16 protein-coding genes are annotated in these 15,354 nt (G+C 31.7%); 3 read left to right on the top strand and 13 right to left on the bottom strand.

Going from position 1 to position 15,354, the window contains the following annotated elements:
* The first annotated feature begins 202 nt into the window (after positions 1-202).
* Both ACM55H_RS15725 and ACM55H_RS15720 read left to right on the top strand, forming a co-directional pair.
* A complete protein-coding gene (locus ACM55H_RS15725; protein ID WP_416837420.1) occupies positions 203-1,075 on the top strand; it encodes a cyanophycinase in 873 nt (290 codons plus the stop codon).
* Between the two features lie 8 nt (positions 1,076-1,083).
* Positions 1,084-1,926 carry an isoaspartyl peptidase/L-asparaginase gene (locus ACM55H_RS15720; protein WP_416837527.1) on the top strand — a complete coding sequence of 281 codons (843 nt, stop codon included), beginning with the start codon at positions 1,084-1,086 and terminating at the stop codon, positions 1,924-1,926.
* A gap of 1 nt (position 1,927) precedes the next feature.
* Here the strand turns inward: ACM55H_RS15720 and ACM55H_RS15715 are convergent, their stop codons facing one another.
* The 8 genes from ACM55H_RS15715 to ACM55H_RS15675 all read right to left on the bottom strand — a co-directional run bounded on the left by ACM55H_RS15715 (position 1,928) and on the right by ACM55H_RS15675 (position 8,302).
* On the bottom strand, positions 1,928-2,731 hold the full coding sequence (locus ACM55H_RS15715; RefSeq protein ID WP_416837419.1) for an endonuclease/exonuclease/phosphatase family protein: 804 nt from the start codon (positions 2,729-2,731) through the stop codon (positions 1,928-1,930).
* Between the two features lie 205 nt (positions 2,732-2,936).
* Complete coding sequence (locus tag ACM55H_RS15710) at positions 2,937-3,095, bottom strand: hypothetical protein (protein WP_156129423.1); 159 nt, start codon at positions 3,093-3,095, stop codon at positions 2,937-2,939.
* A 47-nt stretch (positions 3,096-3,142) separates the two neighbouring features.
* Positions 3,143-4,198, bottom strand: a complete 1,056-nt coding sequence (locus ACM55H_RS17920) for a type I restriction endonuclease (protein WP_465245469.1) — start codon at positions 4,196-4,198, stop codon at positions 3,143-3,145.
* 560 nt (positions 4,199-4,758) lie between these two features.
* The gene (locus tag ACM55H_RS15695) at positions 4,759-5,052 is read right to left on the bottom strand and encodes a hypothetical protein (protein WP_416837418.1); all 294 of its coding nucleotides are present in this window, start codon (positions 5,050-5,052) and stop codon (positions 4,759-4,761) included.
* Positions 5,053-5,169: 117 nt separating this feature from the next.
* Positions 5,170-5,436 carry a hypothetical protein gene (locus ACM55H_RS15690; RefSeq protein ID WP_416837417.1) on the bottom strand — a complete coding sequence of 89 codons (267 nt, stop codon included), beginning with the start codon at positions 5,434-5,436 and terminating at the stop codon, positions 5,170-5,172.
* A gap of 219 nt (positions 5,437-5,655) precedes the next feature.
* Positions 5,656-6,324, bottom strand: coding sequence for a DNA-binding transcriptional response regulator (locus ACM55H_RS15685; protein ID WP_416837416.1), 669 nt, complete (start codon positions 6,322-6,324; stop codon positions 5,656-5,658).
* A gap of 10 nt (positions 6,325-6,334) precedes the next feature.
* Positions 6,335-7,978, bottom strand: coding sequence for a tetratricopeptide repeat-containing sensor histidine kinase (locus tag ACM55H_RS15680; RefSeq protein WP_416837415.1), 1,644 nt, complete (start codon positions 7,976-7,978; stop codon positions 6,335-6,337).
* Positions 7,979-8,125: 147 nt separating this feature from the next.
* Complete coding sequence (locus ACM55H_RS15675; RefSeq protein WP_416837414.1) at positions 8,126-8,302, bottom strand: hypothetical protein; 177 nt, start codon at positions 8,300-8,302, stop codon at positions 8,126-8,128.
* Between the two features lie 344 nt (positions 8,303-8,646).
* Between ACM55H_RS15675 and ACM55H_RS15670 the strand changes: the two genes are divergently transcribed.
* Positions 8,647-9,519 carry a hypothetical protein gene (locus ACM55H_RS15670; protein WP_416837413.1) on the top strand — a complete coding sequence of 291 codons (873 nt, stop codon included), beginning with the start codon at positions 8,647-8,649 and terminating at the stop codon, positions 9,517-9,519.
* Between the two features lie 51 nt (positions 9,520-9,570).
* Here the strand turns inward: ACM55H_RS15670 and ACM55H_RS15665 are convergent, their stop codons facing one another.
* The 5 genes from ACM55H_RS15665 to thrS form a co-directional block, all read right to left on the bottom strand.
* A complete protein-coding gene (locus ACM55H_RS15665) occupies positions 9,571-11,292 on the bottom strand; it encodes a tetratricopeptide repeat-containing sensor histidine kinase (RefSeq protein ID WP_416837412.1) in 1,722 nt (573 codons plus the stop codon).
* Between the two features lie 163 nt (positions 11,293-11,455).
* Positions 11,456-11,800 carry a 50S ribosomal protein L20 gene (gene rplT, locus ACM55H_RS15660; RefSeq protein ID WP_039109227.1) on the bottom strand — a complete coding sequence of 115 codons (345 nt, stop codon included), beginning with the start codon at positions 11,798-11,800 and terminating at the stop codon, positions 11,456-11,458.
* A 101-nt stretch (positions 11,801-11,901) separates the two neighbouring features.
* Positions 11,902-12,099, bottom strand: a complete 198-nt coding sequence (rpmI, locus tag ACM55H_RS15655) for a 50S ribosomal protein L35 (RefSeq protein ID WP_022827375.1) — start codon at positions 12,097-12,099, stop codon at positions 11,902-11,904.
* 96 nt (positions 12,100-12,195) lie between these two features.
* A complete protein-coding gene (gene infC / locus ACM55H_RS15650) occupies positions 12,196-12,753 on the bottom strand; it encodes a translation initiation factor IF-3 (protein ID WP_369699884.1) in 558 nt (185 codons plus the stop codon).
* Between the two features lie 16 nt (positions 12,754-12,769).
* A complete protein-coding gene (thrS, locus tag ACM55H_RS15645) occupies positions 12,770-14,716 on the bottom strand; it encodes a threonine--tRNA ligase (protein WP_416837411.1) in 1,947 nt (648 codons plus the stop codon).
* Between the last annotated feature and the right edge of the window lie 638 nt (positions 14,717-15,354).

The raw sequence follows: 15,354 nt of genomic DNA, 5'->3' as shown, positions 1-15,354 counted from the left end.
ATAGATTCTAACTTTGAAAAAAAGGCAGGTATTTAGATCGTGTTTTTTTAGAAAAAGTGCAGAATGCAACTAAAGTAGTTTTTTTTAAATAGGAATCAAAATTTATTTCTTTAAAAATAAACAATACGGGTTCTGTTTGTGATAATTTAAAAAAAAGTGATAGTTCAATGGCTTCTTTTATCTTTTTGGTTATTTTTACAAAATGAATATACTAGGAAAACTTATAATAATAGGAGGTGCGGTAGATAAAGGAAGTTTTACTGAAACCGATTTGGATAAAAATGCTACTAGCAATTTAAACTTTTTTGAAACTGGGATTTTAAAAAGGATAATAAACGAATCAAAACACAAAGAGAATTCACGAATAGAAATCATTACAACGGCTTCTGTAATTCCTCGAGAAATTGGTCCTGAATATGTTAAAGCATTTGAGTATTTGAATGCTAAAAATGTTGATATACTTACTGTCGAAAGACGCGAACAAGCTGCCGATGAGGATGTTTTAGCTCGATTGAAAGCTGCCGATATTGTAATGTTTACCGGAGGTGATCAACTGCGATTGACTTCTATTCTTGGAGGAACACCATTTCATGATATTTTATTGGATAAATACCATAACGAAGAATTTATTTATGCAGGGACTTCAGCTGGAGCAGCGGCAGCTTCTAATAATATGATTTATCAGGGGAGCAGCTCGGAAGCTTTATTGAAAGGCGAAGTGAAAATCTCCAGTGGATTGGGTTTGATTGATGGTGTTATTATCGATACCCATTTTGTGCAACGCGGTAGAATTGGCAGGCTTTTTCAAGCCGTTGTTGGTAATCCTAGAGTACTGGGAATAGGACTTGGAGAAGATACAGGGTTATTGATTACCAATAATACCCAAATGGAAGCTATTGGTTCTGGGTTGGTTATTTTGGTCGATGGTCGTGAGATAAAAGACACTAATTTGACGCAAGTAGAATTAGGGCAACCTATTTCAATCTCACATTTGGTGACGCATGTCATGAGTAAATTTGACACTTACAATCTTGAAACTCATAAAATGCACATTCAATCTTCACAATACGTTTAAATCAGATGATGAAAATAATCATTCACGGCGGTTTTTTCTCAGAATCATCTACCAATCACGAAACAAAAGTTGCCAAGCAAAATGCACTTGAGGAAATTGTAAAAGATTCCTATGCATTTTTAAAAACACATTCAGCATTAGAAACGGTTGTTTATGCAGTTTCCCTTTTGGAAAATGACGAATTGTTTAATGCAGGAATTGGTTCCCAAATACAAAGTGACGGAAAAATAAGAATGAGCGCTGCAATTATGGATGGTGAAACTCAGAAAATGAGTGGTGTTATCAATATCGAAGAAGTGAAAAATCCCATTCAGGTTGCCCAAATATTGATGCAATATGACGATAGAGTTTTAGGTGGGAGTGGAGCAACTAATTTTGCGAGACAACACGGTTTTGAATCTTTTTCAACCGAGATTCCGCAACGTAGAGCTGAATATGAAGCAAAACTTAAATCATTGGGAACAGGAACGGTGGGTTGTGTGGCTTTAGATCAAAACGGAAAAATTGCCGTAGCTACTTCTACTGGTGGGAAAGGTTTTGAAATTCCGGGACGCATTTCAGATTCGGCAACTGTAGCCGGAAATTATGCGAATGCAATTTGTGGTGTGAGTTTAACTGGAGTGGGCGAGGATATTGTAAGTAATGCAACAGCTGCAAAAATTGTCACTCGGGTAACCGATGGCTTTACATTACAAGAAGCCTTTACTAAAACGTTCAACGAATTAAAACCTTATGATGGTTTTGCAGGTGCAATTGCAATTGATGATAAAGGTAATATGTTTCATCAGGATTCTCATCCCAGTATGGTTTTTGCCAGTTTTGATGGCAATAATTTTGAGGTTTTTGAATGATTTAATTCAAAGAAAATTCAAACCAAATAGGGATGTGATCGGATATTATTCTGGCTTCTTTTAGGGAATTAAAGTTTTTGTAAAAAGGAATCACCCCTGAACTTATGGTATTTATTTTCGAAGTTTTGAAATACATATTGTCAAATTCTGATGCGAGGCATTTATCATTTTTGCATTCTTGTTTCAGTGATGTTTTTTGGTCAACCAAAATAGATTGATACCCCATTTTCTTCAAAGGATTGAAAACAGTATGTGATTGCGGGCAATTGAAATCACCTGCAAAAATCAAATTTAAAGTAGGATATTCATCAGGTAAAAATTTGAAATATTTAATCTCGGTTTCCGGTTGTTTATTTTTGGTTATGGCATGAAAATTTGCCACGGTAAACTGTTTGTTTTTATATTCAAACGAACAAAAATACGGTTCCCTGTCAATCTCCAAATGGTATTTTTTCTCAAGCCAGGCTCTCCCAATTTTCTTTAACTGGGCAGTTTTCCAGATAAAAGCGTAGCGTTCGGTTTTATAAGCACTACTACTGGTTGGGTCACTAATGACATAATCCCATTTGGCTCCTTTGCGATTGAGTTCATCTGCCAGTTTTGCCACTGCTTGAGCTCCGCCATAACCCGCTACCACTTCCTGAATGGCAATGATGTCATAATTTTTAAGCGAATTTGCAATGTAGTTGATTGTTTCTTCAGATTTTGATTTACCAAAGTTTTCCAAATTCCAAGAAAGGAGTTTGGTTTGGGAGAAAGTAACTGAAGCAATAAGAAGAAATAGGATGGAAAGGAAGGATTTCATTTAGAGAAAAATATGTGGAATGCAAATATTGATTTAGCCAAAATAGTGTTTTTATTTAAAATCGGGTGATTCAAAGCTTGATAAAATTAAGAAGTATATATTTCAATCAGAATCTTTTTTATTAAGATTATATTCTAGAAAACAAAAAACACCCTTTTATTTGGATGTTTTTGCTTTTGTTTCAAATTACAAAAAAGAGATTCTATTACTTTCTTTTTTTATAATGATTGTTAGTACTAGAATTTTTGTAAGAACCACCTTTGTGTGAACTTCCTTTACCATTTTTATAATGACCACTTTGTGCATTGATACTTGAGCTTAAAATAAACAGGAAAACTGTAAGTAGAATAGCTAGTTTTTTCATAAATGATTTTGTTTTAATGTTATTTGATAGAACCTTAATTAAAATAATTACTCTACCTCATACAGCCCAACCGTCTCCAACAATTCCTTTTCAAATTGATAGATATCATCCACAGATTGAATGGTTTGTCGAATTTCTATTTTATTTTCATTGAAAAGGCCAATATATTTTTTGCCTCCATTGAGATGTAATCGACATAAAGGTTTTCGATTGTTATCGTCAAGAAGAATCCCAAAATAAGATTGTGTATCACGATGAATAATTCGGGTTACAGGAAGTTTGCGTCTTAGAATTGCAACTATAATTCGGTAACCTTCCAGTTCCTCTTCGCTGGTAATTACTCGGCTCTCTTCTTCAACAGGTTCAATTTGTTCTTCTTTTTGTTTAATAGTTTCTTTATTGAGAGCAGCATTTAAACGATCATTAATTTTTTCACTGATAAATTGATTGAATGCTTTTTGGACTAATTCTTTAAATTCTCCCATGACTTTTTCAGTAAGTCTTCCTGCGTAGACTTTATTGGCAAAGAGTTTAATAAATTCATTGGAAGGGTTATCCAGTTCGTCATTGATTTGCTTTTTTATCTCTTTAGTATATTTCAATGCACTTGCATTGTTTACAATATGGTCTACGTTGAAACTTGATTTATGAAATTTGGCTATTTCAATAATGGAGTTTTCTTTGAGATTTACAATGTCAAATTCAAGAAATGGTTTTTGGTCCATTTTATTTTTTTCGTCCAAATCAGTAAAAAACTGATATTGAATTCCATTGGTTAAAAGAGCAAAACGTGTCTTAGTAACATGAAAATATCGAAATAATTGAGAACTATGAATCGTAAGATTTTCTTTCCAGCTTTTGCATTCAACTATCAGTATAGGTTCTCCGTTTTGAAAAATAGCATAATCTACTTTTTCTCCTTTTTTTAAACCTAAATCAGCTGTAAATTCAGGCACGACTTCCAGAGGATTGAAAGCATCGTAACCAAGCATATTGATGAATGGTAGTACAAATGCATGTTTAGTAGATTCTTCGGTTTCAATTTTATCTTTTAGCTGATTGATTTTGTCGGCCAATGATTTGAGTTGATTAGTTAGTTCCATAATTTTTTTTAGATATTAATTAGTTACAAACAAATCTAAATCTATTAAAAATCAATTCTTTACGGCTTTCCACATTCTTATCTTTTTTGCCAAATTTTATATACTAAATAAGCGATACAACTGACACCTATAAATATTATTGCTAGTTGTATTTCAAAGAATGATCTAAAATTTAAAAAAAATAAAGGGTTCATAGGTTTGAGTTTTAAGTTGACTTCAAACTTACATTCATTAAAATTCATTTCTTTACGGGAAACCTCATTTTAGATAAAAAAAGTTTAATAGTCTTCTATTATTTTAAAAGCAAAATCTATCATAAGATTCTCTTTTTTATTTCAACTGATTTTAGCTATAAAATCAGTTGCTTTAGCTTTCCATTAGGATACTTTGAATTATCTTCTTGGGTTTGGATTAATACTTTGATCATCATCATATTTATAATCGGAAGTATTGAAGTAAATTCTTTTTTTTCTTTTTTCGGAGGGCAGGGGGATAATGTAAGAAATAGGATGAGTCCTATTAATAAGGTTTTTTTCATTTGACATTTATATAATGTATAATTATTCACAGCAACTATTAACAATTTTCATTTTAATTTTTAATATTTTTTTTATTTGCTCCTTTGTCAATAATTCTTTTTCTTGTGCCTTGTCTAATTTCAAACCTAAAGCTTCTGATTTTGCTCTCATGTAAGGATATTTTGATAATGAAATTGAATTTCCTTTAAGGGCTTTTTTATAATTGAGGACATATTCTTTCACATAATTCACGTAGTCATCAACTAATTTATTCCATTTTAAATCCTTCTTTCTCGCTTTAAGGTCTAATACAATCGTATTGTCGTTTTTTATCATGACTTTATTATCTTTTATGAAATTGAATTTTATGAAAACGAAATTAGACACAATAAAAAATCCAACTTTACGGGAAGCCGTATTTAGGTTATAATAATAGTATTGGGATAGAGTAATTTATATTTTAACCCAATTACTAGCAATCCAGTCTAACAATTCTTCTTTATAAACCTGATGTTCTAAAATAGAATGTTGCAAAAAACTTTCTACTTTTTGGAAACTTGCTTTTGTTTGAGGGACTTTATATTTTTCTAAAAACTGATTGCAAAAATTAACTACTTCAAATTCTTCTGTTTTATCTACATATACGATTTCAGTATCATTCGAATTTACCGTTTGTGAATATCCTGTAAATGCTAAATCGTCACTTGTGAAATGGGCCATTATTTTAATTTTAAAGTTAAACAGGCCAAACCTAAGTCTAATTAAAATTTATTCTTTACGGGAAACCGTAAAGAAGGGTAATTTTTTAAAACATTTAAAAAATTGTTCCGTTCTTATGATTTGGAAGTACTAATTTTTAAAATGAATAATTGGGAGTTTGTCGAATTTAAGGTTCTATAGTTTTTTTAACTTCACTTTTGGGGAGGTTTTAGGATAAAATTATACTAATCCTAAATCTTTGGCGATGGCTATTAGATGTACATTATTACTGGCTCTGAAGTAGATTTTGAGTTTGTTGATTCGTTTTTCTATGCTACTAGTGCCATTAGGACTGATTTCGGAATTTTTAAATTCTAATGCGATTTCATCCAGGATTAGACCTTTTGATAATAATTTCAAAAGGGAAATGTCATAGACCTCAATTTCCAATATAGATTTCTCTCTTAATAGATGGGATAATTCTGTAGAAATTATTTTTTCATCACTATTGAAAATGTTTTGAACTGCATTTTTTAATTGAGGAATGCTGTTGCGTCCCTTAGAAACATAGGCATTAATTCCTGAATTGTTAAAAAGAGATTTTATTCTAAAGGATTTATCTTCAATAGAAAATACTATTGTCTTTATATCATGCTGTATTTTTTTTACCGCATCAATTAATTCCTCACCAGTTGAAAGTCTATTTTCTCGGTGGTCTTGTTTAAATGATAAATCACTAATCAATAAATCGTAAGGCATATTATCATGAAGTGCTTTTTTTATTTTTAAAAAAGCATCATCACAATATTTTGCATGGTGAATTTCTACGATTGAAAGTTCCTCGAGAGCTTGAACGACGGTAATACTGATACTGTCTAAATCTTCGGCAACTAAAACTTTATGGAACATAATGGTACGATTATAGTGGAAAAATAATATTTACTTTGAATCCTTTGTCGGATTTTGTTTCAAAAGTAGTTGTTCCCTTTATGGCCTGAATACGGTTTTCCACATTCTGTAGTCCATTTCTTGATTTTTTTTCATCAAATGTAGCTCCAACGCCGTTATCACTGTAATCTATTTGTAATTTTTTTTGATTTTTTTTGAAAGTTAACACTACTAAATTACTTTGACTGTGTTTTTTCATGTTGACGAGTAGTTCTTGAAGTACTCGATAAACAGTAATTTTCTTGTTACTTTCTAAAACTGTCCAATTTATAGTGTCAATACCGATAATCAATATATTCACCGTATTGTTATTGAAGCTTGAAATCATTTCTTTTAAGTTGGATATAAAGTGTAGTCCAGTTTCTATTGTACTATTTTCTTTAGAAATATTTCTTGTTCGAGAATAAATAGTATCTAAATTAGTGAGCAATATCTCTTTATTTTCATTGGTTGACAAATCTTGTGTTTCAGCAAAAGCCATAGTATGATAAACATCGTTAGCTAATTCATCATGAAGTTTTTTTGCGATCCGAATTTCGGTATTGTATGAGGTTTTTATTTTTTCTCTTTTGTTTTTGGTAACAAGAAAATTTAATATAAATATACTCAGCGCAATAATAATTACTACTACAAAATATAGTAATTGATTTTTATTTTTTTGTTGTTCCAATTGAAGAGCGTTCTCTGCTTTTTGGGTTTTTAGTTTTAAATTTTCTTCTTTTTCTTTTTTGGAATCATATTTTATTTTAGCAAATTGATTTTTTGCCTTTTGTCTCACTTGATTAATACTATCATTTATTTTTAAGTGTAATAGAGAGAATTTTTTAGATTCATTACCAATGGTATTTTCTATTAATAGTGCTAATGATTTTAAGCGATCATCAACACTGTTTATTTTTGTTGCTTTTTCATAGGATAATTGAGCATATTTATATGATAAATTTGAATTGGTTTTAATGTAAAATTCAGATAAGTTGTGATAGCTCGTGGTTATTCCAAAGTCATCATTTATTTTTTTTCTAATAGTTAAAGATTGATTTAAATAATCCAAGCTTTTTGGATTGCCAATTTTGAAATAGGAATAGCCTAAATTATCGAGTACTCTGGCGTAGTTTTCGGAATTATTTATAATTTCTTTTTTTAGGGTCAAAGGGAAAAGAATGTTTATGGCACTTTGATAGTCGTGTTTATCATTATATGCCACTGCAATATTGTTTTTAATGATGCTTTTTTGCAATTCGTCTTCCGCCTGATGCAATGCTTGATTATAATAATAAATGGCATTGTCAAAATCAAAAAGGTTTTTGTAATTGATGCCTAAAATATTATAAATTGCTACTTTGTAATAGGGATTTGTCGTGTTTCTAAAATAGGATATTACGCTAGTAGCACCGGTTTCACTACTTGAATAGTCACCTTGCATTTGCTGAATTATAGCCATTTTTAACGATGAATAAATTATCTTTTCATTATCGGTTGCTATATCACAAGTTAATTTTGATTTATTGTAATAATAATAAGCACTATCGTACATTTGGTCTTTAAAATGTTTTTCTGCAAGTGAAAAATAGTGCTGAAATTCGGAGTTGTTTTTTGGTTTTGGTGTTATGGTCACTTCTTTTTTGCAAGACAAAAATCCAATAAAAAGAAGAAAGTATAAAATAAAAAACGGGGGATTTAACTTTTTTAGTTTCATCCCCCGAAAATACTGAAATTAATTAAATTTTAATACAGTTCTAATTATGATTTTGTTTTATTACTGCTATTTTGGGGGAGGAATTGGGGTTTGACCACTTGAACCACCACCAGAATTATCAGGCATATCAGCGAATATTTGTTGTTTATTATTGTTTGGAGTTGTTTCCACTTCGTCAGCGGAACAAGAAACCATTGCAACACATGCAATGATATAACACGATACTAGAATTATTCTTTTCATTTTTTTGGAATTAAAAATTAGACATAGGTTAGGCTGTTCGATATTCAAATCGAATCTTTGCCAGAATTGGCAAGCCATTAAAACATTTTGTTCTTTTGCTTTTGGGAAGTGAAGTGCGCTGAAACAGAATAGTATGATTTATACTTCCCGAATAAACTTGCCATCTGTTTAGCGACACTTTTTTTAGAACTAGTTTCGTACATTTGTCTTGATTGCGATTCAAAACAGGAACTGATTCTGTAGCAAAGGAATGCTGTCTTTATTGAATAATTTTAATGGAATTCCGGTAATTCCAGTAATTCCGATGAGTTCCGTTTAATGCTTGTTAATACCAGTAAATGCTTATGAATAAAATTACTTTTGAACAGTATAAGAGTGCCATTAAAGTAAAATATGAAGAGAAGAAAATAGAAGATGTTTCGGGTATTTTATTGAATCCTACGCCAGCTCAATTACGAAATCTGTGTTTAATGATTTTCGATAATTTACTATCAAAATCAGATGAAAATATATTTAAATTATTTTTTAATGTAAAAGAAGAGGGGAGTTTAAGGAAGTCTATGGAGAATTCCGATATAGCTAGATTTAGACCTATTATATCATTTTTGAAAGGAGAGAAAGATTCAGACAATTCCACAAGGATTGAATTGGCAGCCATTCTTATTGATTTTAATCCAAGACCTTACAATAAGTATTTACTTAATGTAAAAATTAATGAAATAGGTAATGTAGAGGTTCCTTCATTAATGGAGAAAGATGAAGCGGGTGATGAGAATCTTCCTTTAGATAAATGGGTTGAAAAGGAATTTGAACTAAAGAATATTGGTAGATTCAAAAAAAGAAAAGTAATTATTTTTACTGTATTCTTATCCTTGTTTTTTATGGGGTATACTGTAAAGAATATAATTTTCCCCGAAAAAGAATGCATGATGTGGGACGGCAATCATTATGAAGCCATAGATTGTAAAAATGAAAAATTAGGAATAGGAAATATTTCATCTGTAGTAGTTTTGAATGAAAATTTATTATCCTTTAAAAAAATAGAGGTTAACACAAATACGGTTTTCTTTAAAAAAGGAAAACCTATAGTTTGGTATGGAAAATCATTTGATGGAAGCTATGAATATTTCAATCAACCTGGATTGCATCCAGAAACAGAGAAAACATTAAAGCCAATATCTCAGTATATAATTAAAAAATATATACATAAACTATAGCCGTAGTTATATACTTTGAAAACTAATATTTTATTGAGTTTAAGACTCTGGTTATATTGGAAACATAAAACTTACTTTGAATCCTTTGTTAGATTTAGTGTCAAATGAAATGGTTCCTTTTATGGACTGGATGCGGTTTTCTACATTCTGTAATCCATTTTTTGAGGTTAATTTTTCAAATGTAGCTCCAACTCCGTTATCACTATAATCGATTTGTAATTTTCCTTCATTTTTTTTGAAAGAGATTACTACTAAGCTGCATTGACTGTGTTTTTTCATGTTGACAAGCAATTCTTGAAGTACGCGATAAACAGTGATTTTTTTATTCTCTTCTAAAGCTTTCCAATTTATTGTATCTATTCCATTTGTCAATATATTCACTTCATTGTTATTAAAGCCCGATATCATTTCTTTCAAGCTGGATAGAAAGAGTGGTCCTGCTTCTATAGTACTATTTTCTTTGGAAATATTTCGTGTTCTGGAATAAATTGTGTCTAGATTGCTCAGTAATATTTCTTTATTTTGACTGGTGGATAAATCCTGTGTTTCAGCAAAAGCCATGGTATGATACACATCGTTAGCCAACTCATCATGAAGTTTTTTTGCAATTCGAATCTCGGTATTGTAAGAGCTTTTTATTTTTTCTCGCTTGTTTTTGACAAGAAGGAATTTACCAACAAGAATACTCAGGGTAATAATAATTCCAACAACAAAGCACATGAATAGGTTTTTATTTTTTTGTTGTTCTTTTTGAAGCACAGTTTGTGCTTTTAGTTTAATATTCTCATCCTTTTCTTTAGTGGAATCATACCTAATTTTAGCAAATTGATTCTTAGCTTTTAGCCTTACTTTATTAACACTATCATTTATTTTGAGGTAGAGTATTGAAAATTCTTTCAATTTATTTCCTGTACTGTTTTGTATTAACAGTTCTAAACATTCCAAGCGATCATTTATAGCATTAACTTTGGTTGCTTTTTGATAGGCCAAGTTTGCATAGTTCATAGCTAAACTAAGGTTGCTTTTTTTATAATATATGAATAGATGATTATAACTTCCAATCAGTCCTTGGTCATTATTTCTTTCTAATCTTATTTTTATGGATTGCTTTAAATAATCAAGTGCTTTAGAATTTCCTACTTTATAATAGCAATACCCTAAATTGTCTAGTATTCTAGAATAAGTTTCTGCATCATCTAAGACTTCCTTTTTTAAAGTTAAAATAGAAAGAATTTTTATAGCATCTTTGTATTTTTTTTGTTCCATATAAACAAAGGCAATATTGTTTCTCATATTTGCCTTTTCAATTGGGTCTGTTTTTATATTCAATGCTTTGTTGAAATAATAAAGCGCATTGTCATTGTCAAATGTGTATAAATAGTTATTACCGAGTTGATTATAAATGTTCCATTTTCCATTGGGGTACTTATCAGTATTTTCTAAAAAAGGGAGAGCTTCTACAGCGGTGGCTTCACTACCTGTGTAATCTCCTTGATTACGTTGCATTTGAGCCATCCAACTTATTGAGTGAATTATTCTCGAAGTATCTTTTTTTATTTCTGCTGCATATTTGGCTTTATTATAATAGAAGTATGAGCTGTCGAATTCTCCGTTCTCATAATGTTTGTGACCTATTGTCAAGAGTTTATTGATTTCTGTAAGATCCTGTTTTTTCGGGGTATTGTTTTGCTTTTTTTTCTCACAAGATTGTGTAAAAAGAAGTATCGTCAAGAATATAATATAAATCGGAAAATATCGCTTTTTGAGTATCATTTTCCGAAAGTACTGAAATTAATTACAATACAAAAGTGATCTGATTAGTATAATTTTTTTAATTTTTAAAAGTGTTTTAAACATGATTTAAAAACAAAAAACCCCAATCTTTCGATTGAGGTTTCTATATAAGTAAGTAATCTAAATTGAGTTGATAAAACGTTTATTTTACTTTATTAAGTATTGCTTTGAAAGCTTCTGGGTGGTTCATAGCTAAATCTGCAAGAACTTTACGGTTCAATTCGATATTTTGCTTTTTCACTTTACCCATGAATTGAGAATAAGACATTCCTTCCAATCTAGCTCCAGCGTTGATACGTTGAATCCATAATGCACGGAAATTTCTCTTATTCACTTTTCTGTCACGGTAAGCGTAGCACATTGCTTTCTCAACCGCATTCTTAGCAACTGTCCAAACGTTTTTACGTCTACCAAAGAAACCTTTGGCTTGCTTCATTATTTTTTTTCTTCTTGCTCTTTTAGCAACTGAATTTACCGATCTTGGCATAATTTTTATTGTTTTTTTGTAGCAGGCGGCTTGAATTTAATCAAAAGCACTTAATGGCCATACTCCAAGGTTATTTTAAATTGTTTTAACCTAAAGAATTATTAAATAATTCTTAATTGTTGTTTGATGCTTTTCATATCTGTTTTGTGAACTAGCGCAGAGTGTGTCAATGCTAATTTACGTTTTTTAGATTTTTTAGTCAAGATGTGACTTTTAAAAGCATGCTTTCTTTTAATCTTTCCAGAACCAGTAACTTTGAAACGTTTCTTGGCGCTAGATTTGGTTTTCATTTTAGGCATTTTTTCCTAGTGTTTTAATTTATTCTTACTTACTTATCTTAATGTTTAATGTGTAAAATTACTAGTTTTTAAAACTGTGAACTGAACACTGTAAACTTATTTCTTTTTCTTAGGAGCAATGAACATAATCATTCTCTTTCCTTCAAGAACAGGCATCGCTTCCACTTTACCAAACTCTTCAAGATCTGTCGCTAATCTTAATAATAAGATTTGACCTTGATCTTTATAGATAATTGAACGTCCTTTAAAGAAAACAAAAGCTTTCAATTTTGCTCCTTCTTTCAAGAATTTCTCAGCGTTCTTTCTCTTAAACTCATAATCATGCTCATCGGTTTGAGGACCAAAACGGATTTCTTTCACAACAACTTGTGTAGATTTCGCTTTCAAGACTTTATCACGTTTCTTTTGTTCGTAAACAAATTTCTTGTAATCCATGATTTTGCAAACCGGAGGTTCAGCATTAGGAGAAATCTCTACTAAATCTAATTCAAATTGATCCGCTAATCTTAAAGCTTCTGAAAGTTTAAAAACTCCTGGCTCAATGTTCTCTCCTACAAGTCTTACTTCTTGTACACCACGAATAAGATTGTTTATTCTGTGTGCATCTTTTTTTTCTACGCGAGGTTGGTAACCTCTGTTGCTTCTTATTGCTATGACTTTATAATTTAAGTTAAACTGTAAATACTTTTAATGTTTTATTGATCTCTTCGTTTACAATAGCAACAAATTCTTCTATTGTAACGCTGATATTTCCTTTTCCTTCCTGTCCATGACGACGGATTGATATAGTGCCATTTTTCTCTTCTTCTTCACCTACAATCAACATAAACGGGGTTTTTTGCATTTCTGCATCCCTAATTTTCTTACCAATTGTCTCGTTTCTATTATCAATGAGGGCGCGAATTTCGTGATTTTCTAGCAAATCTAAAACTTTTTTCGCATATATTTCATATTTCTCGCTCAAAGACAATATTATAGCTTGTTCTGGCATCAGCCAAAGCGGGAATTTTCCTGCTGTGTGTTCTAATAAAATAGCAATAAATCGTTCCATTGATCCAAAAGGAGCTCTGTGAATCATCACAGGTCTGTGTAATTCATTATCAGAACCTTTATATGTCAAATCAAAACGTTCTGGTAGGTTGTAATCCACCTGAATCGTTCCTAATTGCCATTGTCTTCCTAAGGCATCTTTTACCATGAAATCTAATTTCGGGCCATAGAAAGCAGCTTCGCCATATTCAACTACTGTATTCAGTCCTTTATCGGCTGCAGCATTGATAATAGCATTTTCTGCTTTTTCCCAGTTTTCATCAGTACCTATGTACTTATCTCTATTCTCTTTGTCTCTCAAAGAAATCTGAGCAGTGAAGTTTTCAAATCCTAATGAACCAAATACATAGAGTACCAAGTCAATTACTTTCTTGAACTCCTCGTCCAGTTGTTCCGGAGTACAAAAAATATGGGCATCATCTTGAGTAAAACCTCTTACGCGAGTCAAACCGTGTAATTCACCACTTTGTTCGTATCTGTAAACTGTACCAAATTCAGCATAACGCTTCGGTAAATCTTTATAAGACCAAGGGCGTACATTGTAAATTTCACAGTGATGAGGACAGTTCATTGGTTTCAATAAAAACTCTTCCCCTTCAGCAGGAGTACTTATAGGTTGGAAACTATCGGCGCCATATTTTGCATAATGTCCGGAAGTTACATACAGTTCTTTCTGACCAATATGTGGCGTAACCACTTGTTCGTATCCGCCTTTTTTCTGTGCTTTTTTCAAAAACTGCTCTAGTCGATCTCTCAATGCAGCTCCTTTCGGTAACCACAATGGCAAACCTGCACCTACTTTTTGTGAAAAAGCAAACAATTCAAGTTCTTTTCCTAGTTTTCTGTGATCTCTACGTTTAGCTTCTTCCAGTAATTCCAGGTATTCAGTTAAATCTTTTTGTTTAGGAAAGGAAGTTCCGTAAACACGGGTTAACTGTTTATTTTTTTCATCACCACGCCAGTATGCACCGGCAACACTCATGATTTTCATTGCTTTGATGATTCCGGTATTCGGAATATGACCACCACGACACAAATCAGTAAACGTATCATGATTGCAAAACGTAATCGTTCCGTCCTCAAGATTGGTAATCAACTCCGTTTTGTAAACGTTGTCCTTGTATAATTCTAAAGCTTCTGCTTTAGATACAGGACGTAGTTTGAACTCATGCTTTCCTCTTGATATTTCAAGAACACGATCCTCAATTTTTTTGAAGTCTGCATCTGTGATTTTCTGGTCTTCAAAATCCACGTCATAATAAAACCCATTGGATATTGCTGGCCCAAGAGTTAATTTTATTCCTGGGTACAATTCCTCAAGAACCTGTGCCATCACGTGTGAAGTCGAATGCCAAAAAGCTTTTTTTCCATCAGCGTCATTCCAAGTATATAATATAAGACTGCCGTCCGTTGTCAAAGGAGTTGTGGTTTCCACAGTTGTACCATCAAAAGAAGCCGAAATTACATTTCTGGCAAATCCTTCACTAATGCTTTTAGCAACATCCATAGGAGTTACCCCTGGAGCAAACTCTTTAACTGACCCGTCGGGCAAAGTAATCTTAATCATTGTTTATTATTTTAAGAATGCAAATATAGACCATTACAAAAATACATACAATATATATGTAAGGTTTGTTACTATATGGATGTAAAAACAAAATCGGTACTCATTATATATAGGTAAGGAAGGGATGTTTCTATTTAGGAGCAATTTCCCGCTATTCGTTTCAATCTTTTCTCTCGTAAAAGAAACGAGAGAAAAGGATTTTCACTGCTATCGGGGCTAGGGGAGTAGTTTTGGTAAGTCATAATCCGGTTTAAACGATAATAAACTCAGTGTCTAGAAGGATTTCATAAATTAAAGAAGACAATAATAAGAGTACCTCTATATAATGTTGCGCATAGTTTTCATTGATAAAGTAGCTTTTTCTTCGGATATTCCCGAAGCTTGCGCCGGGGAGAGGAAAAAACTTTGGTTTCAAGAGTCATGTTTTCAGGGATTTAAAGTTTAGTTTAAGAAAACGTCAAAAAAAGAGTTTAAAAAAGCTTGTAAAAGCGGATAAATGGACTACTTTTGCACCCGCAATGACGCAGACGTTCTTTAACAAACTGGCAAGTAAAACGAATTAAACAAGAAAATTTATTTTCTAAAAAAGATTCAGAAAAGCTTGTGAGATTAGAAAACGCTTACTACATTTGCACCCC

Origin of the sequence: Flavobacterium cryoconiti, from assembly GCF_048158645.1 — a bacterium.
GTDB lineage: Bacteria > Bacteroidota > Bacteroidia > Flavobacteriales > Flavobacteriaceae > Flavobacterium > Flavobacterium cryoconiti.
This window is presented reverse-complemented; position numbering and strand designations above follow the sequence as displayed.